This is a genomic window from uncultured Lactobacillus sp. (assembly GCF_946477725.1).
Taxonomy (GTDB): domain Bacteria; phylum Bacillota; class Bacilli; order Lactobacillales; family Lactobacillaceae; genus Lactobacillus.
In genome coordinates this window covers 102,783-125,056 of sequence record NZ_CAMKZC010000003.1, presented here as the reverse complement: position 1 = coordinate 125,056, position 22,274 = coordinate 102,783, and the positions used below count along the sequence as shown (strand labels likewise).

Genomic DNA, 22,274 nt, shown 5'->3' with positions numbered 1-22,274 from the left:
ATTGTATATACTCCTTATATAAATTATTTATTCTGCAACATTTTTTTGAATACCGGCCAGTAATGACCAACTAAAAAGCCGCAGACCAACATTACAATGACGAAAATAGTTTTGAAAAATCCCAGTACCAAAAAGCAAAATGCCAGTAACACACCAATTACGGCACCGCTTATTTCTGGGAGGTATTTTTTATATTCTTCTTTCATTTTGACCTCCTTTATTGAACGCGCCTTTCAGGTTTATCTCCTTTGTGATAATTGATAAACTTGATGTTAATTTTTGGTTTTTGCTCAATTCCTAGCAATTGCTTCAGATTCTTTTTTAATTCTTCAAGATAGTCGTTAAGCAGGGCAGCAATGTTTTCACCAGGGCCCAAGTCACCGCCGATTTTAATTTTAATTCGGCGTTTTGTTAACTTGGAACTAACCTTTGCATTATTTAAATAAGGTAAATCGGCAAGTGAATTCATTACATAGCCATTAATGGCCTTGGAAGTAACCTTAACTTGACCATCACTTTTATGAATTAAATTAAAGTTTCTTTGGACTGGCCAAAATAGGATGACAATTAAACTAACAATTAGTATTATAAAAACAATTATACTAATACCAATTAAATACCAGGCAAATATCGGGTTAAGAGTACCTAAATGAGGTAATTTAATCTTTAAATACTTTTGCCAAAAACTACTGGTTTCCCATATTAAGTAACAAGGCACAGGCAATAGTAATAACATGCCTAATACCAATAGCCACTTTTTACTCCTCTTCAACTTATCACCATCCTCTCAGGGTTCATCTTAATAATAATACTGATTATTTTAACAGACTAATAATATGCACCATATGTATACAATAACAGTTCGTAAAATTGCACACAAAAAGAGCGGTGTGTTAATGCACCGCCCTTTTTAGCTTAATATCAGTTAATTACTTATTGTATGTTGAACTTAATTTGCTTGCTGCTGCTTGATCAACAATAAGAGTAACATTTTGGTGTTTTTGTAAGATTGAAGCTGGTACGTCTTCTGTTACTGGACCTTCAACCATCTTTTGCACCGCGTCAGCCTTATTATCGCCAAAAGCCATAATTACTATTTCTTTGGCAGACATTATATTTGCAATGCCCATGCAGATAGCTGTCTTTGGCACATCGTCAATGTTGTTGAAGAAGCGAGAATTAGCTTTGATGGTATTCTCAGTTAGTTGCACTTCGTGGGTAATAGAATCAAATGAAGTTCCAGGCTCATTAAAGGCAATGTGACCGTTTTGTCCTAATCCTAATAATTGCAGATCAATTGGATTTTCTGCAATTATTCTGTTGTAGTCAGCTGAAGCACCTTCGGGATCCTTAATGGCTTTGATTCCATCAGGAACATACGAGTGTTTAAAAGGCTTTTTATCAAACAAGTTTTTTTGCATAAAATAATGATAACTTTGGTCATTATCGGGAGTTAAGCCAACATATTCATCAAGGTTAATACTAATTAAATTGCTGTTATCCAAATCACTTTCGGCCCATTGGTGGTATAAAGTAACGGGAGTTGAGCCGGTTGCCAAACCGATTACCTTAGTGCCATTAGCAATACTATCTTTAAATAAGTCAAAAGCCTTCCTACTGCCACTGGCTTTATCTTCTGTGATAATAATTTTCATTTTTATTTACGCCTCCATATTAGTTAAGTTAATTATAAATTGGTATATTCCAATTTGTCAACAGGATGCGACAATAGATATTACTTTAAAATTACGCAAAAAAGAGCTTACCTAATTTGTTTCACATGTAACAAATATTAGGTAAACTCTAAAATGCTGTTTCTATTCACTTCTTAGTGCAATTGCTGCATCTTTCTTAGCTGCCATCCGCGCTGGCAAGTGGCCGCCAATCATAGTTAAAATGGTTGAAATAATGATTAATATCAGGGCATGAGTAGGGTTAAGCTGTGCTACATTGCTTAAGTCAGTAATGGAGTAAAGAAGACTATTAATAGGGAAGACCAGCAACCAAGCAATAAATACACCTAAAACGCCGGAAAAAACACCCAAAATAAATGTTTCGGCATCGAATACCCTGGTGATATCTTTTTTACGGGCACCCAGTGCCTTTAAGATTCCTATTTCTTTAGTTCTTTCTAAAACAGAAGTATAAGTTAAAATACCAATCATAATCATTGATGTTACTAAAGAGATTGCGGCAAAGGCAACTAAGACAGTAGTGATACCGTTAAGCAAGCCGCCAGTCATCGAAGTAACAGCGCTTGACATATCAGTATAGATGATCTTATCTTGTTTCTTTTTGCCACGATTCCATTTATCTAAGTAATCAAGCACTTTATCTTTGGCATCAAAGTCATTGGGATAAATCATCATACTAGTCGGTATGGTGGAACCACCAATTGACTGTATCATTTGTTTCTTTTCCTGAGAATTCATACTTTGACCAGTCATGACATTTTGAGTGGTCTTTTTCTGGGCTTTTACTATCTCTGAAGCTTTATTTTTATTGATAATATTTTGTGTTAACTGGTCACTGTAGGCAATTCCTGCTGACAAAAGTGCCATAGAATTTTGATCTTTTGGCCTGATGACGCCTACAATCTGCAGTTTGGTTTTGCTATTATCGTACATAGAATTACTGATTTTTTGCGGAATAAACATACCTGTCGGTAATTTCTGATAATAGTCGTTGTTGGCGACAATTTTGAAGGTTTTACCAACAAATTTGGGATACTTTATTTTTTGACCAGCTTTAACTTTGAAACCTAGGTTTTTAATAATATTAATATTTAACTTGTTTTCATTATCTGTTACTAAGACTAAATCGGTAGCTTTATGTGGCCACGCTCCAGACAAAAGTTGATAATTTTCTTTCAGGAAATTACTTTTACCAGAATTAAGTGTAGTAGGAAATACTGATGAGCCTAACCCAGTAGCACTAATTGCTTGCATCCGCATCTGGGCAGCTGCTTGAGAACTGTCTGAACTAGCAGAAATGGGGGAGAATTGGACTCGCTTAATTTTATTATCGTTACGTGTTAGTAAATTTAAGTTGATTCCACGCTGATAGGAAATATTGTTAGCATAATCAGGATTTATTTTTTTAATGTAATTAACATACTTTTGACTAATTTTATTTTGATGAGTTGACTCTTGCAGTCTATCTTTTTCAACAGTTAAATAGCCCCGATTTTTGACATTCTTATCAGATTCGTTACGGTCTTCAATACTTGAAGCATCGGTGGCGGTTTGATTGATGGTAACGGGATATTTGGCTAGTGCCTTACTCATCGTTGTATCAATCTGCTTTTGAAAGCCGTTGGATAAGGCTAAAACAACTGCGATAGATATAATTCCGATACTTGACGCAAAGGCTGTCAAAGTTGTTCTGCCTTTTTTAGTCATAATATTGGTAAAACTTAACTTGATGGCGTTCCAATACGACATTTTTGTCCTTTTCAGCTTAAAAGTATCTTTTTCTTTTTCCGGATTAAAGGGATTGGAATCATTTAAAATTTTACCATCCTGAAAGTTGACAATTCTGGTCGCATATTCCTGAGCAAGATTAGGATTATGTGTAACCATAACTACTAAGCGGTCTTTTGACAGTTTTTTAATCAGCTTCATGATTTGCTCAGATGTTTCAGTGTCAAGAGCACCAGTTGGTTCGTCGCACAGTAAGATATCAGGATCATTAGCCAAAGCCCGCGCAATTGCGACACGCTGCATTTGACCACCAGATAATTGATTGGGATTTTTAGAAATATGGTCCTTTAAGCCAACTTGGGTTAAAGCATCTACCGCTCGCTTATGACGCTCAGAAGCGGAAACTCCGGATAAATTCATTCCCAATTCGACGTTAGCAATAATTGATAAATGTGAAATTAAGTTATAGTTTTGGAAAACAAAGCCGACAGAATTATTTCTGTAGGCGTCCCAGTCTGTTTCCTTAAAATTTTTAGTGGATTTACCGTTAATAATTAAGTCTCCACTATCATAGCGATCAAGTCCACCAATGACATTTAATAACGTGGTTTTACCAGACCCACTAGGTCCCAAAATTGCGACAAATTCTTGGTTACGAAATGATATGGAAACATCATCAAGTGCATGTGTAACTGTATCACCGACATGATATGACTTACGTAAATCTTTTAATTGTAACATGCCTTTTTCTCTTTCTTTTAATAATTAATTAATAACAGATAGTTTAACATTTATGAAAGAGCAAAGCCAAAGGAAGATAACTATTTTAATGAATAAGTCCAGTTAAATCAAATAAAGCATAAATAATGAAGAATAATACAATTAATAAAATGGCAATAATATGCCGTTTCTTGTTTAAAAGTAAAACTGCAGCAAATTCACGCACGATTGCATTGGGCAGAAAGTAAAAACGAGTATAGCAGCCTACGCCGTTGGCATTAAGTCCGGCAGCTTTAGCGTAAAGAGAAGCCCTAAAAATGTGATAATTATTACTGAAAAATTTTGCTCTATAATTTTTACTGCCAAAATCTTTTGCGGCAACCTCAGCCGAAAATTTCATGTTTTGGTAGGTATTCTTGGAGTTATCTTCTAGTAATATATCACTAGGCTCAATTCCACGAGCAATTGCATACTCGGTCATTGCCTGTGCTTCAGCAACTTTTTCGTCTCCACCTTTACCACCAGACATAATAAACTTAGGCTTTTTTCTTCCTTTAGTAACCTGTTTTTGAGCATACTCAATTGCACGATTGATACGACTAGCTAAAAGTGGTGTAACTGTTTCACCTTGCGACAGGCCGGCGCCCAAAACAATTAAATAGTCTTGGTTATACTGTCTGGGGACAATTTGATAGAAAGTCAAATTTACTAAAAAGTTATAAGCAACAAAAAGCAGATAATCGAAAACAGCTGTTGGTGCATATAAGAGAATTCTGACCCAAGACGGCATGTTTTTAAACGGACCAATTAGTGCAATTAACCACACGACAATTATCCCGATACCAATAAAAAGTGTTAATAAGTTTGACAGCGTGTGACTTTCGCGTTTCCAGACAATATATGCATTCCACAAGAAAAACAGCCAGGAAAAGGCAGCCATCAGAGTAATTGCGGCTACAAATAAAACTACTAGAATTTCATAAGTTAAAATGAGCGGCCTTAAGCTCGTAGATAGAATCATTACTGTGAGCCAAACACCGAAGGTTAACAAAAAAACTGTGAAAAGAATACCATTAAGTAATCTCCGAGGTTCTTTTAACCAGGAAACCAAAAAAACAGTGAATGTTGCCAACATAATAAGTGAAAGAATTATAAAAGATCGGTTCTGGTTTAGAATCTCAAAAAATCTAATCATAATAACCTGCCTTTGCTCTAGAGATAAGTCTATTATAATAAATATGTTTAAAAAGTCCTAGTAAATTAAAGTATGCTAGAATAAGAAAGTTATTTCCTGGGAAATAACTTTCTTATTATGATATCTGAGCCATAACATCAAATAAAGGCTGGTTATATTGTTACTGAGATACTGTGTAAAATTAGTTAAGGATTAACTTTTATTTTTGGTCTGAAAGGAGCTAAGTGAATGAAAAAGTTTTTCTATTTTCTAGGAAATATAATTACAATAATACTTGCTTTCGTGCTTTATACGATTGTACAACAGTTTTATTTCTATCCTTTTAGGTTAAGAAAATCATTGGGCTTAGGAAATATTCCTTTTGTGGTGTTAACTGCTATAATTACAATTATTGCTTTGCTATTAGCATTTTACTTTTACTGCCTGCAATTAAGGCACAGTAATGAGCGAAATTTTAATAGTAAACCACACTGGCAGATTAGAAAAGTATTACTCTCTTTTTTAGGGGCAATAATGCTCATTTTTGTCAGTGCAACTATTCAATTGGCTTTAGGCTTTAATACACAGCAAACTTCTACTAATCAGAAACTTCTTGATCAGATTTCTTATCAGGCAGGTTACTTTTTTCCTGTAATGGTTATAATTGTGGGACCTATATTTGAGGAAATTATTTTTCGCGGACTATTTTTTAATGCTTTTTTCAATAAAAACACAAGTAGTAACAAATGGTTAGGCATACTTTTAAGTGGACTTATTTTTGGTTATGCTCATGATCCCGGATTAACCAAATATCTGCTCGTTTATTGGGCCTTAGGTTGTGTATTAGCATGGGTTTACACTACCAGCAAGGATTTACGCTATTCAATTTTATCCCATATGATTTTTAATTCCTTAGGATTCTTATAAATAAAGCCTGATAAATTGCGCCTCGTCTAAAACGCTGATTTATCAGGCTTTTTAAATAGGAAAATTTCTTCATTAATTTGTAGTTTTACTGATTCCGGTTTGTTCAGGATTTTTGGGCGTAGTCTTAGCTAAAAGTGCCAAGCTGATTGAAATCATATCTACTACTTCCTGTAAAATAGCACCCCAAAAAGCGGGAATGGCACCGGTAAATGCAATTAATTCAATTATAATTACTATTGTGATGGCTGTTAATACATCAATATTAGCGACTTTCATCGTATGCTTAGAAATAGCTACGGCATCATTAATTTTAGATAAATCATTAACCATAATAATAGCATCTGCACTTTCACTGGCTGCAGAAGCTCCTTTGGCTCCCATCGCAATACCAACATCAGCAGCAGATAGACTAGGTGCGTCATTAATTCCGTCACCAGTCATTACAACTGGTCGATTTTCTTTGTTTACATTTTTAATCGCAGCTATTTTTTCTGCTGGTAATAATTCATAACGAATATCTTTTACATTAAGCGCCTTGCCAATTTTAGTTGCAACATCTTTATGATCTCCTGTCAACATCATAATGTGGGCATTGCTTTGACGTCTTAAACGCTTAATTGTCTGTGCACTTTCTGGTCTAACTTGATCTTTAAATGTAATATAGCCAGCGTATTTATCATCGATTGAGATGTAAATAGCTGTAGCATTGGTTTCCTGCACTTTTTGAAAATTATCTGCTGGTTTAATGTAGCTCAGTTTGCCCACCTTGACTAAATGGTTTTCAACGATCCCACTAACTCCTTGACCGGTTGACTCTTTAATTTGTGTAGCCGGTTTTAAGAGCTTTTTATCTGCTACCTTAACTAGTGAATTGGCAATAATATGGCTTGATTGTTGTTCAACACTGGTAGCGTAGCTTTGCAGAGTTTCCGCACTATAACTGCTAACATCAGCGGGAATGATTTCATCAATTACCAGTTGGTTTTCCGTTAAAGTACCAGTCTTATCAAAAGCAAAAGTTTTAGCTGAGGCTAATTTCTCTAAGGTAGGACCAGATTTGACAATAATATGATGCTTAGACATGGAACTCATGCCGGATACTAGTGCCACAGGTGCGGCTATTAGTAATGGGCAGGGCGAAGCAACAACCATAACTTCTGCGAAATTGATTGGATTACCAGAATGAATCCAAGCGGCGAGTCCTATTACCAAGGAAATGATAGTAAAAGGAACAGCATAGCGATCAGCCATTTTGACAAATTTAGCCGGCTGCGCTTGCGAAGATTTAACTAATGAAACGATAGTTTGATATTCTGAATCACTGGCTTTTTTAGTAACAGCCATTTCAACTGCAACACTGCCGTTAATTGAACCGGACATTAATTGGTCCCCCGGGTTTTTGGCAACTGGCACCGATTCACCGGTTAAAGAAGATTGATCAAAACTGGATTCACCTTTAATAACTTTTCCATCTACAGGTACCTGTTCACCAGGTTTAATTAAGATGTGATCGCCAATTGCTAATTGTTCTACGTTTACCGAAATAATTTTTTGATTGCTGATTTTGTTAGCAATAGTAGGAGAATTGTTTAAAAGGGAACGAAGTTCTTTATCTGCTTGACCAGTGGCGTAATCTTCTAAAGCCTGCCCGCCAGTCATCATCACTAGAATCATCCATTCAGCCCAAATGTCACCAATTAGAATAGTAGAAACGACTGCTATTACAGCTAGAATATCAACGCCGTAACGTCCAGATTTAAAGTCGCCAACTATTTCAGTGATTAGGGAATATGCCATTATAATACCAACTAAATCCATTAAAATAGTTTGGATGGGAAACTGCAGACTTCCCAGCTGAAAAAGACTTTTTGTTTTTAAGCCAAACTGGCAAATAAGAGCTACTATTCCGATAGCTAAAACACAAAAAAACTTCCATTGACGTTTAAAACTCATGCATTATGCCTCCTGCAAAAAGAAATATAACTATATTTTAGCACTAATTTAGACTTATTCTAAATTAGTGCTAAATTTTAGGTAAAAAAAAGACCAGTCATCTGACTGCTCCTTCTAATTAGTGATTTTTTAACTTAATGATTTTATTTGCTTGATTCTCCGCTTTAATTGACTTTGGTGTGTCTTTTGTTGGGTGCTTTTTAACTTTAAAAGTTTGGTATTCATCTTTAGCTGGATGAATGTGAAAAATTTTAGTCCGTCCTAATGAGTCAATCAAATCAGAGGAAGACATTGTAATAAAGTCATCATTGTCACCATAATCATCAGTTTCTGCAAAATACTGGTTAATTTTCGCAATTCCCTTTTCTGAAAAGTGTTCTTCTTTGGCTAAGTCAAGGAGAAGAGCGTGTAAGCGCGAAGCGGACACCAATTCATGCTGCAAAATTATAAAGATCCACGAAAAATTGGAATCTATTGATTTAAGCCGCTTATTTATTTTATCTTTGTAAAAAGCATCAGCGATTTTAGCGGCCTCGTCCATACTATCTGGGCTCTCTGTCAAATTTTTTAGTTGAGAAACCAACTCAGCTCTGTCTTTTAGTGATAGCTCTTGATCATTTGGGTAAGTCCAATTTTTTATAATTGCGCTTATCAAAAATGTCAATTGCGCAGAAATTGTTTTACTTGCCATATTAGTGCTCTTCTTTTCTAATTATTCAAGAAATATCTATTAATTTTTATTAACTAATTTAGCAAAGCGTTATTTAATTTGTTTAAGATTAAAGATGTTAGTATTGTGATTGCGTATAAGTTTAAAAAATAATATAAATTTAAAATCAATTTTTCACATTGTACTAACTAAATAGCTGGATTACCAAATAAAACCTAGATTTCCCTAGCTAATTATATTATAGCTTAATTTGAAATAAAGTACACTAAAAATGTAATAAATAATTATAAATTTACAGTATATCTCATAATTGCTTATTTTTAGTAATTGGAGTAACTTTATATTCCTTTTCAAAGTTGTGCGCTATGTAATTAAATGCTTTAATCCATTCGCGTCTTGTCAATAATCCTTGAAAAACGCCATAGTCATCAACGACGGGTAAAAAGGCGTTATTAACTAGCAAATGGAGCTGCGTTTCCAAGGTAGTTTGCACAAAGTTGATTTTGTCAAACTTGGTTTGCATGACATCACGCACTTTTAATTGATTTAATGGTTCAAGAGAAATGTCGTCTGTTTCCATCATTTTATCTGTAATCATTGCTAAACTTAGTAGGCCAACAACGCGACTTTGGCGGTCAAGGACTGGAATTTTTGAGTATTTTACGCGAGTCAAGATCATAAAGGCGTGGTACAAGGGATTGTCGTCTTCGACAAATGCAATACGGGAAGCAGGGATAATGAATGAACCTGATTTTTCTTCCAGTAAGTGTTTTATTGTGGGTGAGAACATTAAATATAAACCTCTCATATTAATAAGTAATAAATAACTAAATTAATCCTATAACAAAGAAAAAAGGCTCGCAAGGTGTGCGAGCCTGTTAGTTTTCATCTACTTTGAAGGAGTAAGAATGAATGAAATAAAAAAGTGGGAGTATGTAGTAAGCATTGCTACTGCTTACTACATTTAAAATGATATCTCTAAATTATGAAGTTAAGGTAGAAAATCTCTTATAAAAGAGTAAAGAATTTCTTTAGAACTGTTTAAGAGTATAGAAAAACTCACGTAACGCACGTGAGTCGAAAGGGATAGATATGAAAATGACCTGTAAAGTCATTTCGGTTTTTTCATTATTATACTTGGAGGAGTATGAATGAAAAACAAAAAGTTGAGTATGATATAGAAAAGATCTATATCTTTTCTATATCACAATTATAGTATAACTATAAAATGTGAAAAAAGTATGACGAAAATGGCAAAATACAAATTTTGGTTGCTACAAAATTGTTTGTTACAAAACTCATTGTTATAATTAGGTTTACTTTATTTGAGAGGAATAATTGAGATTTTAAGGAGAAAAATGGGTAGACAAGATTATCGTAAAAAAATTACTTTCTGGTTACGCTTTTCTGGGTGGCTTTGTTTACTTCCGGCAAGCGTCTGGCTAAGGCTATACCAATTAATTGGTCAAGGTGCATTGGCCTACACGTTTTTAGGGGAACTAATTTTTACAATTTTATTTGCCGTATATATTTTAACTACCGCAGAGAGTGAACGTTGGTTAAAGCCAACTAATCTTTTTATCTTATTAATAATTACTATACTGTTTGGCTCATTCATAATTTTAATTCCGCTTTGTTTTGCTTATAATGATTGTCGCAAGTTGAACGACGAACAATAAACGGATGAATCGGGAAAATATTTAAATTTGGTAAAAATTTGAGGTGGATTTTTGGTTGGCAAAACTTTAGTAGTACTATATTCGATAGTACATTTTATTAATATTGAGAAAGATATGAAATTATGGCTAAAAAAGAGAAAAATGATTCACGTGGAAAACGTATTGGGAAATTCATTTTAACAACAGTTATCTATTGTGTCATTTTAATGGTATTAATTTATTTATATCAATATAGTGGGCTGACTTCTGTTCACTTTATTTATAACGAATTTTAAGCTGGTACAAATCATGATTGAAAATGTAATTAAAAAAATTGATGAAGTTGCTCAAGCTGATCCTGAACGCATTGCCTATGACTATTTAGGTCAAACTAATACTTACGGTGATCTCAAAAAACGCTCAGATGAATGGGCTCATAAAATTACTGGTTTAGGACTTTCACCGCAAAGTCCCGTTATGATCTGGGGCGGTCAGGATTTTGAAATGGTTGCCAGCTTCTTGGGCTGTGTTAAATCTGGTCATGCCTATATTCCTATTGCCAGTTACTCTAATGCAGAACGAATAGTCATGATTCAAGAGGTTTCTCAGTCCGAAGCAATTCTGGCAATTGATGAGCTGCCTGAAATTGACTTGCCACCTATTAAGGTTGTACGTCCTAAAGATGTAGAAAAGGGCAATTATGAACCCGATACTGCAAACTTTGTCCAAGGCGATGACAACTTTTACATTATTTTTACTTCAGGCACCAGTGGTAAACCTAAAGGCGTACAGATTAGTCATAATAATCTGCTTAGCTTTATTAACTGGGAAATGACAGACTTTGATCTGCCTCAGCATCCAGCATTTTTGTCGCAAGCACCGTACTCATTTGATCTTTCAGTGATGAGTCTTTATCCGGCTTTAGTTGGAGCAGGAAAGTTAGTGGCTCTGCCACACGAAGTGACGCAAAATTTTGCTCAATTATTTCAGACTCTGCCTCAATTGCAGTTTAATGTTTGGGTTTCAACCCCGTCATTTGCGCAAATGTGTTTTCTGGATAAAACTTTTACTGCTGCTTATCACCCAAGCTTGACTCACTTTTTATTCTGTGGAGAGGAATTGCCCCACAATGAAGTAGTAATGCTAAAAAAGAAGTTTCCTCAAGCGCGCATTTTTAACACCTATGGACCTACCGAAACAACAGTTGCAGTCACCCAAGTGGAAATTACAGATGCAATTTTACAGAAATATGACCGTCTGCCAATTGGCAAGGTTAAAGCGGACACCAAAATAACTATTGACAAAACTAAAGGTGATCAGCCAGATGAAGGCGAGATTATTATTACTGGCCCAAGTACATCTAAGGGTTATATGAATAATCCGGAGAAGACTGCTAAGGCTTTCTTTAAAAACCCAGCTGACCAATATCTGAGTCACCGTTCAGGTGATGAGGGCTTCTTTGACCACGACATGCTCTTTTATCGAGGCAGGATTGACTTCCAAATCAAATTTAACGGCTACCGCATTGAACTGGAAGAAATCAACCATTATATCGGGATGAATAAACTGGTTGATCATGGTGTAGCTGCACCTAAATATAATCAAGATCATACAGTTAAGCAGATTGTAGCGGAAATCAAACTCAAAGATGGCGTTAAAGAACAATATTCCGAAGCAGAAATTACCAAGATGATTCGGGATGATTTAGCTAAAGATCTGATGCCATATATGATTCCGCAACGTTATGTTTACCGTGAAACATTACCAGTCTCACAAAATGGCAAAGTTGATATTAAGGCCGTCATTAAGGAGGTCAACGAGTAGTGAACTTTAACTTCATTAACTTACAGCCTTATTCCAATCCGCATTACTTTGTGTATTTGATGATTGGCTTAATCCCCATTATCATCGGGCTGTATTGGGGGCATCGCTTCAAAACTTATGAAGTTGTGTTCTCGTTAGTTTTTCTTTTTCTTATTTTTGATGCGGAAAAGTGGCAACAGGGCGTTAGTTTAATCATTTATATTCTGTTTCAGCTCCTGGTTTCCTACGGCTATCTCTATTATCGCAGGCGTAAAAATAGTCAAAATAAAACCTGGGTTTTCTACTTGGCCGTCATTTTAGCAATTGTGCCCCTGATTTTAGTCAAAGTGCAGACTGCTTTTCCGCAAGCTAAAATTCCGGGAGTCTTGGCCTTTCTAGGTATTTCCTATCTTACTTTCAAGACCGTGCAGGTGGTAATGGAAGTGCGCGATGGTGCCATTAAAGAGCTTAATCTCGGAACGTATTTACGCTTTCTCTTGTTCTTTCCCACCATTTCATCGGGGCCAATTGATCGCTACCGCAGATTTGCCAAGGAGTGTGATGCTGTTCCTAAGCGTGAGCAATATTTAAATGACTTGGAGCTGGCAACCCGCTATTTGTTTCAGGGCTTTCTCTATAAATTTGTTCTGGGCTGGTTCTTTGGTACCTACTGGCTGCCTCGAATTACCCGAGCAGCAATGATAACAGGTACGGCTAATGGCGGTTTAAAACTTTCTTGGTGGTTAGTGGCTTATATGTACTGCTACAGCATGTATTTGTTCTTTGACTTTGCCGGCTATTCTTTATTTGCCGTGTCAATTTCCTACTTTATGGGTATTCACACCCCAATGAACTTTAATAAGCCGTTTATTTCCCAAAATATTAAAGAATTCTGGAACCGCTGGCACATGACTTTGTCCTTCTGGTTTCGGGACTACATCTATATGCGGTTTACCTTCTTTGCCATGAAGAAAAAGCTGTTCAAAAACCCAGTCAGGCTGTCGCAGGCAGCATACCTGCTCTTGTTTCTGGTGATGGGTTTCTGGCATGGACTAACCTGGTATTATATTGTTTATGGGTTGTTTCATGCTGTGGCCATTATCATCAATGATTGCTGGCTGCGGTTTAAGAAGAAGCACAAAGACAAATTGCCATCAAATAAATACACCAAATGGCTGGCTACCTTTGTCACTTTCAATGTGGTTTGTTTTAGTTTCCTGATATTCTCAGGTTTTCTCAGTCAACTCTGGTTTGGCTGGAAGTAAGCAAGAATTTTATCTAAGGAGTTTTTTTACAATGGATACCAAAAAAGAAGTTTTAGCAATTTTACAAGATTTAACTGGTGAAGATTTAGCAGACAGAATGGATGAAAATATTTTTGCCAATGGTTTAATGGATTCAATGGCTAGTGTCCAAATGCTATTAAATTTACAGGAAAAATTCCAAATTGATGTCCCCGTTTCTGAATTCGATAGAAACGAATGGGATACGCCTAATAAAATTGTGGCAAAGGTGGAAAATTTAGAAAATGAGTAACAAACGCCGGCTGTGGCAGATTTTTGGCCCAGTACTCTGCGCCGCCATCTTGTTACTGGTCATCTTTTTACTGCCGTGGGAACGGACTTTTTCGCAAGGTGCTATTTATCAAGCTGCTAATTCCCAGACTACGACCATTTTTAAAGGCTCTTTAATGAAACAGGATGCCTTTAAAGATGACTATGTGCCTTTTTATGGCTCAAGTGAACTGTCACGGCTTGACCCGTTGCACCCGAGTGTAATTGCGCAAAAATATCACCGCAATTACCGGCCGTTTTTATTAGGTGGGCCAGGTAGCCAATCTTTGGCACACTTCTTAGAGATGCAGGGCACGTCAAAACAGCTTAAGGGCAAAAAAGCTGTGGTGATTGTTTCACCGCAGTGGTTTACCAAGAAAGGGCAAAATCCAGATGCTTTTGCCCTGTACTATTCACCGCTGCAGGCTTGCAATTTTCTCTTAAACAGCAAGAAAACCAGTGTAACTAAACGCTATGCGGCCAAGCGTTTTTTGCAGATGCCGGAAGTAAAAGGCGTTATTAAGCTGGGAATGAAAAGAGTTGCCCGCGGAGAAAAGCTGACCGGGTTTCAATGTTTCTACTTGGAAAATCAGCGGCGCATACTTAACAATGAAGATAAGTTTTTTAGTACCTTTCAATTACGTGACCGTATCAAAAAGATCAATAAGCAGGCTAAACTCTTGCCGGCTACTTATTCAGTCAAGGGCTTAGACCAAGTGGCAAGTGAGCAGGCAGAACTTAACACTAATTCGAATAGCTTTGGCATTAATAACCGCTTTTTTAAGCGGCGCTTGAATAAACGTTTATTGGTTAAATTGAAGGACAGTCAACGACACTTTAACTACACTAAATCAGTAGAATACAGTGATTTTGAACTGATGTTGCACCAGTTTGCCAAACAGCATACCAATGTGCTATTCATTATCCCGCCGATCAATGAAAAGTGGTCTAATTATACGGGCTTGTCACAAACGATGTACCAAAAGGCTGTTTCCAAGATTAAGTACCAGCTGGCCAGTCAAGGTTTTGATAATGTCACTGATTTGTCCAAACGCGGCGGTGAACAGTACTTCATGGAAGATACGATTCACCTAGGTTGGCGCGGCTGGGTAGCAGTCGACCGGGCAGTAAAACCGTTTATGGCGCAAGCAAATGTGCCGCATAACTATAATATTCATAACTATTTTTATAGTAAAAAGTGGCAAAAAAAGCCATACGCAATCAGAACTATAAACCAAAAGCTACATGATTTTAGCAAATCAGATTCACTAAAAAGGAAAATAGTGCGCCAGCAAATTGATGCTCTCAGAATAAAGGGCTCAATTCTAGTCATTAAAAATGGCAAAGTAATGCTTAACTATGCTTTAGGCAATAACACTGACACTAGTTATCTAATTAATTCAGTACAAAAATCAATGACTGCCGCAATTATCATGCACCTGGTGCAGGAGGGCAAGTTAAGTCTGCAGGATAAATTAAGTAAATTTTATCCGCAAATTGCTGGGGCAAAGAAGGTTAGGCTGAAGAACCTGCTGGCAATGACCGCTGGTCTTGATCTTAAATCAGGGGCAAGACTGGGACAAAAGCATTTTGTTTCGGATCAAGATAATATCCAACATGATGCTGCTAACACTGTCTTTGAGCCCGCCTTGTTAAATAAGTGGCATTATAGCTCGTTAAATTATGTTTACTTGTGCGGCATTATGAGTAAAATAACGGGCCAAAGCTATGAGCAGTTATTCCGCGATACCTATGTCAGACCGTTAAAGTTGAAACAAACAGAATTTTTGTGGTCAAAGCCGGGCAAAATTATTGCCAGTCATTTAGTACCGGGTATGATTTACCGCAAAGGCCGCTATGATGTAGTTAAGCATAAAGCAGCTCTCAGGGATGCTCATAGTGAGTTAGGTGCTGGCTCAGTAGTAATGTCAAATCATGATTTGGCTAAAGTAATACGATATCTGCTGACTGGTAGTTTACTAACCCGCAGGAGCCGCAAATTGCTTTACCAAGCGGCCCCGCCGGCCTATTATAATGGTGGCTTTTATAACAATATTAAGCTGAAAACCAAAACGGCTAATGGAGCCGGACAGGGTTATTATACTTTCATGCGTAGCACCAATAATGCCAAAACTATTCTGATTATTCAATCTAATAAAACGCGTGAAGGTCGATTTGGCCAACTAAAAGGGCAAATAAATCAAATTATGTTGGAACTGCTTGGCCGTAGGGCTTACAGTGCAAATATAATTGGCTAAAACTTGTTTTTTGGTTAATTGCATGCTAAAATTCTGTTGTGTCGCCATAGGGAAGTAATCATTTTCTCCGGTAGCGAAAATGTAAATTTCTATATGTGGTCAGTAGTGGTGACACAAACACTGTGTGAGCTTAGTTCCGATGTTGGTGGAACTAGGCTTTTTTGTGTTTTCTTTGCGATGTACCATTATACGAGAGTAAAATGTAATTAGTATATACTAGATAAGGAGATAAGTTATGAACAGGGCAGAACTGAAACTAGAAGCTAGAAATCGGCTTCGTCATAACTGGGGCTGGGCAGTTAGTATTGGTATTGTAATGACGCTATTTGTCGGCTTCTTTTTTGCTAGACCAGCAGTAAGTGGTTCACTTAAGACTGCGAATAATGTAAATGATGTTATGGGAACCGGCTCAATTGATTCACTGTTTAAGCCAGCGTTTTGGGCAGGACAAATAGGACCTGATACAGGTTTAACTTTTATTGGCAGCTTTTTCATGTTGAGCATGGTGATAACATTTTTACATTTTGCTCGCGGAGAAAGGTTAAGCTTTTTTAAGGGAATTTTTTCTGTTTTTACCGATGGTCGCTTTATTCCGGAATTTTTGAACTTTCTTTTTAGCTATATTTTTCAATTTTTATGGACTTTATTATTATTCATTCCCGGGATAATCAAATCCTATTCTTATGCTATGACACCATATATTGTTAATGATTTAGTGGAAAGTGGACAAGAGGTGCATGCCACAACAGCAATTACTGCAAGTCGCCAGTTAATGGCTGGTCATAAGTGGGAATTGTTCGTGCTTGATTTAAGCTTTATTGGCTGGTACCTATTGTGTATTATTACTTTAGGTATTGGGTTTATTTGGCTGATTCCTTATGAACGCACAACCAAAGCTAATTTTTATCGGCAATTGGCCGGAGAGCGGTATTTAAAAAAGTAAATTGGTAACAAACAAAAAGAGCAGGACAATAACTGTCTTGCTCTTTTTGTTTTAAGAAAGTTTAGTATTTATTTAAATCCTCAATACTTTCCTGAAACCATTTTCCCGCATATTCAGAAGTAAAATCCTCGGTTTTTTTAAGCGCATCTTTGATTTGGCTGGAACTTAAATGATCTAATAGGTATAGTTTTAATGCCTTATTAATTAGGGCATTAAAATCTGTATCATTGGTTTCTAAGTATTTATCAGTCAGTTTTGCCACTTTATCAGTTAATTCGATTTTCTTTCTGCTCATGTTCTCGCCTCTTAAAATACAATTTCATTATACCATTTTATTCACAACTAATAATAAAAAAGATAATGGGTAACAAAAATGGCTTGCATTAAAAAAATAGAGTATTATTTTCTTTTAAATATAATAATTAAAAATCAGGTTTGAAATAATGACAGAATGCACTATCAATTTTATAGCTCGCCTGCAGGAATTTTCTTTTTTCCGAGCCACAAGACGGACTATGGCGATGCTAATGCCAATTGCTGTAGTTGGCTCCTATTTTAAGCTTTTAGGTGATTTGATCTTTACACCTAACGGGTTAATCTATAATATTTTCAATTTGGATAAAGTTTTATCAGATCACATTTGGTATGGTGGTTCTTTTGTATGCCGGGGAATGGTAGAAATTACTTTTGGGGTTTTTGGCGTTTATGCCAGTTATTTTATGGCTCGTTACACCGCACGCCTTTACCACAAAGATTCAACTATGGCAGGTCTAACAGCAGTTTTGATAATGCTTTTCTGCTCATATGCTTCCAGTAGTGGACGCAATGCTCGTATGCCTTTTACCGCCAGTTTATTACAAATTAATGCAGTTTTTATTGCCTTAATTGTAGGATACTGTGTGGGCCAAATATTTCATTTATTAGGGAAGGACTTTTCTTACGTTGAATATGAGGGCACAAAAGTAATTCAAAAAAGAGCAGGGGATGCCGTTTTACCAAGCGCTGTTTCATTATTATTGGGTGTTTTTTTAGGTATTTTAATTTATGAACTACAGCTTAAATTACTTAATTCCGCCAGTTTTACTGAAATTGTTAGCAGGGTTCAGACTACTAATAATTTTGGCGAAGTGCTGTTATTGACAGCCGTAATTACTTTTTTGGATTGGCTTGGAATTGGTTATCCGTTGCGCTCCTTAGCGGGAATAGTAAATAGCGCCTTTACTGCAGAAAATTTAACATATACATTAAAACACGGTAATTCTTGGAATGTGCCATATAAATATCTGGGCAGCTCACTTATTAACAGTTATGGCATAATGGGCGGTGCCAGCGTTGCTTTGGCTGTTATTGTGTTACTGCTTAGCAGAAGAGATAACAGGGAAAACGAAATAAATGCTAAAATTAACTTGTTGCCTGCTGCTTTTGGTTCAAGACTGGGATTTACAGTTGGCTTACCTTTAATGTTAAATCCTGTTTTTATCTTACCGAGCATTTTAATTCCTCTGATTAATATGACAATAGCTGTAGCAGCTATTAGTTTACATATTATTCCAGTTTGCGTTTACCAGAATTTAAAAGGGACTCCGGGACTATTGGTTTCCTTTTTTGGCACTAACGGCAATTGGGCAACACTAATTTTTACATTATTGTTGTTTTTATTAGATATCTTTTTATTGCTACCTGTAATTAAGATTAATGAAAAGATAGAATTAAGAATTAAAAATCAGGAGATGAAATAGCAGATGCATAAAAATCCTAACTATAAATGGTTGCTCCTGATTATTATTATTTTAATTATGCTTGCTGTTCCCAGCTTCTTTTGGATGAAAAAAGATAATAAATCACGAGCAGAACTTAGTAAATCGCTTCTTTCACCTGTAATTATGGTTCCGGGTTCAAGTGCTACCACCGAGCGCTTTAACCAGTTAATTGATGAACTTAATAAAACGACACTTAACAGACATAGTGTAATAAAAATTAGAGTTTCACGTGAAGCAAAATTGACTTACACTGGCTCTATAGGTAAAAATGACTTGGAGCCCTTTATTATTATTGGTTTTGATAACAATAAAGACGGCTATTCCAATATTAAAAAACAAGCTAAGTGGCTAAATGTTGCATTTGAGTCGTTAATCCAAAATTATAAGTTCAATAATTTTAAGGCATTTGGTCATTCTAACGGCGGTTTGATTTGGACTTACTGGCTGGAGCACTATTATTCTGAGTATTCAAATGATATCAAAATCAAGAAATTAATGACTTTAGGTACGCCATATAATTTTACTGAAAATAATATTAATAATAGAACGCAAATGCTGGCTAATTTTATTAAAAAGCGTTCAGCACTGCCAACCAATCTAAAAGTTTATTCTCTTTCTGGCGGCAAAAATTACGAATCTGATGGCATCGTACCTGAATCAAGTGTAGCTGCAGGTAAATTTATTTTTCAAAATCAAGTAAAAAACTATACTGCAATAACAGTTACAGGTGAAAAGGCAGATCACTCTGATTTGCCGCAAAACAAACAAGTAATTCAGGCCATAAGACAGTACTTATTAAAGAAGCCAGAAAAGCCATTAAAACCGGCTAAAAGAAAGGGCAATCATTAATGAAATATCAAAAACAGCCGACCAAAATTGAAGTAATTGGTGGTAAAGTTAATAACTTAAAAAACATCAACGTTGATATTCCCCTGCATAAATTTGTAGCGATATCGGGGTTAAGCGGATCTGGCAAATCAAGCTTAGCGATGGGAATCTTGTACTCAGAGGGCGCAAGACGCTATCTTGATTCCTTGGCAGCTTATACCAGAAGACGTATTAGTCAAGTTGGTCGTGCACAGGTTGACGAAGTAAAACATATTCCTTCAGCTTTAGCTCTAAGGCAAAGGCCTGCTGTGCCTGGAGTCCGTTCCACGGTAGGTACAGTTACAGAAGTTTTTAACATCTTACGGTTGATTTTTTCCCGTTTAGGTTCACCTGTATGCCCCAACGGTCACCGAGTACCAGCAACGATTAAAATAGCTGAAGCCATGGATCTAACGGGGGCAGCTATGGGACGATTAACTTGTCCTACATGTGGGAGACAATTTTATGCTTTTAGTGCAGAAGATTTTGCGTTTAATTCTGATGGTGCGTGTCAAAAATGTCAGGGATTGGGAACAGTTGAAGAAATTGATGATAGTAAAATCATTGCAGATGAGAATTTATCTCTTGAAAAGGGAGCAGTGGCAACTTGGCAAATTCCCGGACGAAATTGGATGTGGCGTATTGCCCGAGAACTGGGGGTACGGACCGATATTCCATATAAAGAGCTGAATGCTAAGGAAAAAGAAATTGTACTTCATGGAAAAGAGCGTAAAGTTCCGATTGATTTGCCAACTTCTACTGGACGCGTATATCATCTAGACGCGTTATATGAAAATGCTTATAATGCCGTAGCTAATTCACGCAAAACCACAAAATCCGAACGTGGATTGCAAAGAATTAACTCCTTTTATAAGTTCAGTACCTGTCCCCGCTGCCAAGGCTATCGCATTGATCCCAGTCGCTGGCAGCAGTTAGTTGCTGGAAAAAATATTGTTGCAGCTGAACAGCTAACTTTAGGTGAACTGAACCATTATATGGGTGAGATTTTAGCTTCCCTGCCACAAGATATGCAAGAATTGGCAGAAAATTTAACCGGTGAATTGATGCATCAAGTCAAGCCCCTGCTAAAATTAGGCCTAGACTATCTGAGCTTAGATAGACAGGCTGCCAGTCTGTCTACTGGGGAATTGCAACGAATTCAGCTTGGTAGAACTTTGCGTACGGAAACTACCGGTGTGCTTTACGTCTTAGATGAACCATCGGTGGGTTTACACCCTGATAATGTGGCTGGACTGATTGATATATTTCATGAACTGGTTAATCAAGGAAACTCTTTAGTTGTAGTTGATCATGAAACTGCAATCATTAAGGCAGCCGATTGGGTGATTGAAATTGGTCCAGGGTCAGGCAGCCGGGGTGGCGAGATTATTTCCCAGGGAATACCTAGTGAGATCGAGCAAAGTGAGCAGTCTTTGATTGGTCCTTACTTAACTGGTAAGGCACCACTCCTAGTTCGTCACACGGCAAAAACTGACCAAATTTTTAAACACGGTAAAGTTGAGTTCGATGTTACTGAACGTTTTAACTTAAAGAATATTCATGCTCAAATTCCGCTCAATCGCTTAACTTCCGTTACCGGCTTTTCTGGCGCTGGTAAGACTACCTTAATTCTCGATTCCCTCATTCCTGCACTTAAAGCACAAAAAAATCTTAAGAATGGTCCTGATTGGGTAAAAAATTTAAAGAATGATGCTATTAAAAATGTAATTAGTGTTGACTCTACACCTGTTGGTAAAAATCAACGGTCAACTGTTGCAACTTATACTGATATCATGGATAATTTGCGTAAACTCTTTGCTAAACAGCCACTAGCAAAAAAGTTAAAATACCATGCGTCACATTTTTCTTACAATAACAAAGAGGGTGCCTGTCCGGCATGTAACGGAACCGGTGTAATTTCACTTGACATCCAATATCTACCGGACATGGTTGAAACATGTTCTGTATGTGGCGGTCACCGTTTTAACCAAGAAGTTTTACAAGTAAAATGGCATAACTTAAGTATTGCGGATGTCTTGGATTATTCCGTTGATGATGCTCTGGACAAAAAACTTTTTAAAAACGAACCAAAAATCAATAAAACAATCACAACTTTACATGATATGGGTCTAGGATATTTGCACTTGGGAGAATCTACCCCAGCTTTGTCGGGAGGAGAAGCACAACGCTTGAAACTAACCAGTCATATCCATCAAAGACAAAATGGGACACTATTTGTTTTTGATGAACCGACCGTTGGCCTACATCCGCAAGATGTCAGAACCCTTTTGCATGTTTTTCAAAGATTACTTGAACAAAAAGGAACTATTATTACAATCACACACGATTTGGATATTATGGCAAACAGTGATTATATGATTGATATGGGACTAAAAGGTGGGCTGCAAGGCGGGAAAATTATTGCAAATGGCACTCCTGTGGATATTTCGCAAAAATCTAATAGTTTAACTGGTAAATATTTGCGAAAACAATTTAAATTGTATCAAAAATAGCAGTGAAAAGTCTTAAAGAGAAGCATTAGTGCTTTTATAGCAATGCTTTTTTC

20 protein-coding genes are annotated in these 22,274 nt (G+C 36.5%); 11 read left to right on the top strand and 9 right to left on the bottom strand.

Going from position 1 to position 22,274, the window contains the following annotated elements; translation table 11 throughout:
- Positions 1-23: 23 nt before the first annotated feature.
- The 5 genes from Q0R51_RS02865 to Q0R51_RS02845 all read right to left on the bottom strand — a co-directional run bounded on the left by Q0R51_RS02865 (position 24) and on the right by Q0R51_RS02845 (position 5,337).
- Positions 24-206, bottom strand: a complete 183-nt coding sequence (locus Q0R51_RS02865) for a DUF2273 domain-containing protein (protein WP_034978562.1) — start codon at positions 204-206, stop codon at positions 24-26.
- A gap of 11 nt (positions 207-217) precedes the next feature.
- Positions 218-772 carry an alkaline shock response membrane anchor protein AmaP gene (gene amaP, locus Q0R51_RS02860; protein WP_147444118.1) on the bottom strand — a complete coding sequence of 185 codons (555 nt, stop codon included), beginning with the start codon at positions 770-772 and terminating at the stop codon, positions 218-220.
- Positions 773-929: 157 nt separating this feature from the next.
- A complete protein-coding gene (locus Q0R51_RS02855; RefSeq protein WP_294756539.1) occupies positions 930-1,655 on the bottom strand; it encodes a glucosamine-6-phosphate deaminase in 726 nt (241 codons plus the stop codon).
- Positions 1,656-1,817: 162 nt separating this feature from the next.
- The gene (locus Q0R51_RS02850) at positions 1,818-4,163 is read right to left on the bottom strand and encodes an ABC transporter ATP-binding protein/permease (protein WP_294756537.1); all 2,346 of its coding nucleotides are present in this window, start codon (positions 4,161-4,163) and stop codon (positions 1,818-1,820) included.
- An 85-nt stretch (positions 4,164-4,248) separates the two neighbouring features.
- On the bottom strand, positions 4,249-5,337 hold the full coding sequence (locus tag Q0R51_RS02845; protein ID WP_122026680.1) for a YdcF family protein: 1,089 nt from the start codon (positions 5,335-5,337) through the stop codon (positions 4,249-4,251).
- A 228-nt stretch (positions 5,338-5,565) separates the two neighbouring features.
- Between Q0R51_RS02845 and Q0R51_RS02840 the strand changes: the two genes are divergently transcribed.
- Complete coding sequence (locus Q0R51_RS02840; RefSeq protein WP_122026679.1) at positions 5,566-6,243, top strand: CPBP family intramembrane glutamic endopeptidase; 678 nt, start codon at positions 5,566-5,568, stop codon at positions 6,241-6,243.
- Positions 6,244-6,315: 72 nt separating this feature from the next.
- Here the strand turns inward: Q0R51_RS02840 and Q0R51_RS02835 are convergent, their stop codons facing one another.
- From Q0R51_RS02835 to cbpB, 3 genes are all read right to left on the bottom strand, one after another.
- Entirely contained in the window at positions 6,316-8,196 is a 1,881-nt protein-coding gene (locus Q0R51_RS02835; RefSeq protein WP_294756531.1) for a heavy metal translocating P-type ATPase, read from the bottom strand.
- Positions 8,197-8,314: 118 nt separating this feature from the next.
- Entirely contained in the window at positions 8,315-8,887 is a 573-nt protein-coding gene (locus Q0R51_RS02830) for a hypothetical protein (RefSeq protein WP_122026677.1), read from the bottom strand.
- A 283-nt stretch (positions 8,888-9,170) separates the two neighbouring features.
- Positions 9,171-9,656, bottom strand: coding sequence for a cyclic-di-AMP-binding protein CbpB (cbpB, locus tag Q0R51_RS02825; RefSeq protein ID WP_046325724.1), 486 nt, complete (start codon positions 9,654-9,656; stop codon positions 9,171-9,173).
- A 568-nt stretch (positions 9,657-10,224) separates the two neighbouring features.
- Here cbpB and Q0R51_RS02820 point away from each other — a divergent pair.
- The 7 genes from Q0R51_RS02820 to Q0R51_RS02790 all read left to right on the top strand — a co-directional run bounded on the left by Q0R51_RS02820 (position 10,225) and on the right by Q0R51_RS02790 (position 17,081).
- The gene (locus Q0R51_RS02820; RefSeq protein WP_294756528.1) at positions 10,225-10,545 is read left to right on the top strand and encodes a hypothetical protein; all 321 of its coding nucleotides are present in this window, start codon (positions 10,225-10,227) and stop codon (positions 10,543-10,545) included.
- Between the two features lie 122 nt (positions 10,546-10,667).
- A complete protein-coding gene (locus tag Q0R51_RS02815; protein ID WP_046325722.1) occupies positions 10,668-10,820 on the top strand; it encodes a teichoic acid D-Ala incorporation-associated protein DltX in 153 nt (50 codons plus the stop codon).
- Positions 10,821-10,833: 13 nt separating this feature from the next.
- Positions 10,834-12,348, top strand: coding sequence for a D-alanine--poly(phosphoribitol) ligase subunit DltA (dltA, locus tag Q0R51_RS02810; protein ID WP_294756527.1), 1,515 nt, complete (start codon positions 10,834-10,836; stop codon positions 12,346-12,348).
- Complete coding sequence (dltB, locus tag Q0R51_RS02805) at positions 12,348-13,592, top strand: D-alanyl-lipoteichoic acid biosynthesis protein DltB (RefSeq protein WP_294756526.1); 1,245 nt, start codon at positions 12,348-12,350, stop codon at positions 13,590-13,592. The genes dltA and dltB overlap by 1 nt, the downstream gene beginning before the upstream one ends.
- A 31-nt stretch (positions 13,593-13,623) precedes the next feature.
- Entirely contained in the window at positions 13,624-13,863 is a 240-nt protein-coding gene (dltC, locus tag Q0R51_RS02800; protein WP_046325719.1) for a D-alanine--poly(phosphoribitol) ligase subunit DltC, read from the top strand.
- Positions 13,856-16,138 (top strand): D-alanyl-lipoteichoic acid biosynthesis protein DltD, encoded by a 2,283-nt coding sequence (gene dltD / locus Q0R51_RS02795; protein WP_294756524.1) that lies wholly within the window; start codon positions 13,856-13,858, stop codon positions 16,136-16,138. Before dltC ends, dltD begins: the two co-directional genes overlap by 8 nt.
- A 235-nt stretch (positions 16,139-16,373) precedes the next feature.
- The gene (locus Q0R51_RS02790; protein WP_046325716.1) at positions 16,374-17,081 is read left to right on the top strand and encodes a DUF975 family protein; all 708 of its coding nucleotides are present in this window, start codon (positions 16,374-16,376) and stop codon (positions 17,079-17,081) included.
- Positions 17,082-17,142: 61 nt separating this feature from the next.
- Here the strand turns inward: Q0R51_RS02790 and Q0R51_RS02785 are convergent, their stop codons facing one another.
- On the bottom strand, positions 17,143-17,376 hold the full coding sequence (locus Q0R51_RS02785; RefSeq protein WP_294756521.1) for a hypothetical protein: 234 nt from the start codon (positions 17,374-17,376) through the stop codon (positions 17,143-17,145).
- A 148-nt stretch (positions 17,377-17,524) separates the two neighbouring features.
- Here Q0R51_RS02785 and Q0R51_RS02780 point away from each other — a divergent pair, with 148 nt between their 5' ends.
- From Q0R51_RS02780 to Q0R51_RS02770, 3 genes are read left to right on the top strand one after another with little or no spacing between them, the layout of a single operon-like run.
- On the top strand, positions 17,525-18,820 hold the full coding sequence (locus tag Q0R51_RS02780; protein ID WP_294756520.1) for a PTS sugar transporter subunit IIC: 1,296 nt from the start codon (positions 17,525-17,527) through the stop codon (positions 18,818-18,820).
- A gap of 3 nt (positions 18,821-18,823) precedes the next feature.
- Complete coding sequence (locus Q0R51_RS02775) at positions 18,824-19,690, top strand: alpha/beta hydrolase (protein WP_294756519.1); 867 nt, start codon at positions 18,824-18,826, stop codon at positions 19,688-19,690.
- Entirely contained in the window at positions 19,690-22,221 is a 2,532-nt protein-coding gene (locus Q0R51_RS02770; protein WP_294756518.1) for an ATP-binding cassette domain-containing protein, read from the top strand. Before Q0R51_RS02775 ends, Q0R51_RS02770 begins: the two co-directional genes overlap by 1 nt.
- Positions 22,222-22,274 lie beyond the last annotated feature (53 nt).

Coding starts and splice junctions, on each gene's coding strand:
- Q0R51_RS02815 (WP_046325722.1), top strand. CDS start 10,668: ATGGCTAAAAAAGAGAAAAATGATTCACGTGGAAAACGTATTGGGAAA.
- Q0R51_RS02820 (WP_294756528.1), top strand. CDS start 10,225: ATGGGTAGACAAGATTATCGTAAAAAAATTACTTTCTGGTTACGCTTT.
- Q0R51_RS02845 (WP_122026680.1), bottom strand. CDS start 5,337: ATGATTAGATTTTTTGAGATTCTAAACCAGAACCGATCTTTTATAATT.
- dltC (WP_046325719.1), top strand. CDS start 13,624: ATGGATACCAAAAAAGAAGTTTTAGCAATTTTACAAGATTTAACTGGT.
- Q0R51_RS02830 (WP_122026677.1), bottom strand. CDS start 8,887: ATGGCAAGTAAAACAATTTCTGCGCAATTGACATTTTTGATAAGCGCA.
- dltD (WP_294756524.1), top strand. CDS start 13,856: ATGAGTAACAAACGCCGGCTGTGGCAGATTTTTGGCCCAGTACTCTGC.
- Q0R51_RS02835 (WP_294756531.1), bottom strand. CDS start 8,196: ATGAGTTTTAAACGTCAATGGAAGTTTTTTTGTGTTTTAGCTATCGGA.
- Q0R51_RS02785 (WP_294756521.1), bottom strand. CDS start 17,376: ATGAGCAGAAAGAAAATCGAATTAACTGATAAAGTGGCAAAACTGACT.
- Q0R51_RS02770 (WP_294756518.1), top strand. CDS start 19,690: ATGAAATATCAAAAACAGCCGACCAAAATTGAAGTAATTGGTGGTAAA.
- Q0R51_RS02780 (WP_294756520.1), top strand. CDS start 17,525: ATGACAGAATGCACTATCAATTTTATAGCTCGCCTGCAGGAATTTTCT.
- dltA (WP_294756527.1), top strand. CDS start 10,834: ATGATTGAAAATGTAATTAAAAAAATTGATGAAGTTGCTCAAGCTGAT.
- Q0R51_RS02855 (WP_294756539.1), bottom strand. CDS start 1,655: ATGAAAATTATTATCACAGAAGATAAAGCCAGTGGCAGTAGGAAGGCT.
- Q0R51_RS02840 (WP_122026679.1), top strand. CDS start 5,566: ATGAAAAAGTTTTTCTATTTTCTAGGAAATATAATTACAATAATACTT.
- Q0R51_RS02850 (WP_294756537.1), bottom strand. CDS start 4,163: ATGTTACAATTAAAAGATTTACGTAAGTCATATCATGTCGGTGATACA.
- Q0R51_RS02775 (WP_294756519.1), top strand. CDS start 18,824: ATGCATAAAAATCCTAACTATAAATGGTTGCTCCTGATTATTATTATT.
- Q0R51_RS02865 (WP_034978562.1), bottom strand. CDS start 206: ATGAAAGAAGAATATAAAAAATACCTCCCAGAAATAAGCGGTGCCGTA.
- Q0R51_RS02790 (WP_046325716.1), top strand. CDS start 16,374: ATGAACAGGGCAGAACTGAAACTAGAAGCTAGAAATCGGCTTCGTCAT.
- cbpB (WP_046325724.1), bottom strand. CDS start 9,656: ATGTTCTCACCCACAATAAAACACTTACTGGAAGAAAAATCAGGTTCA.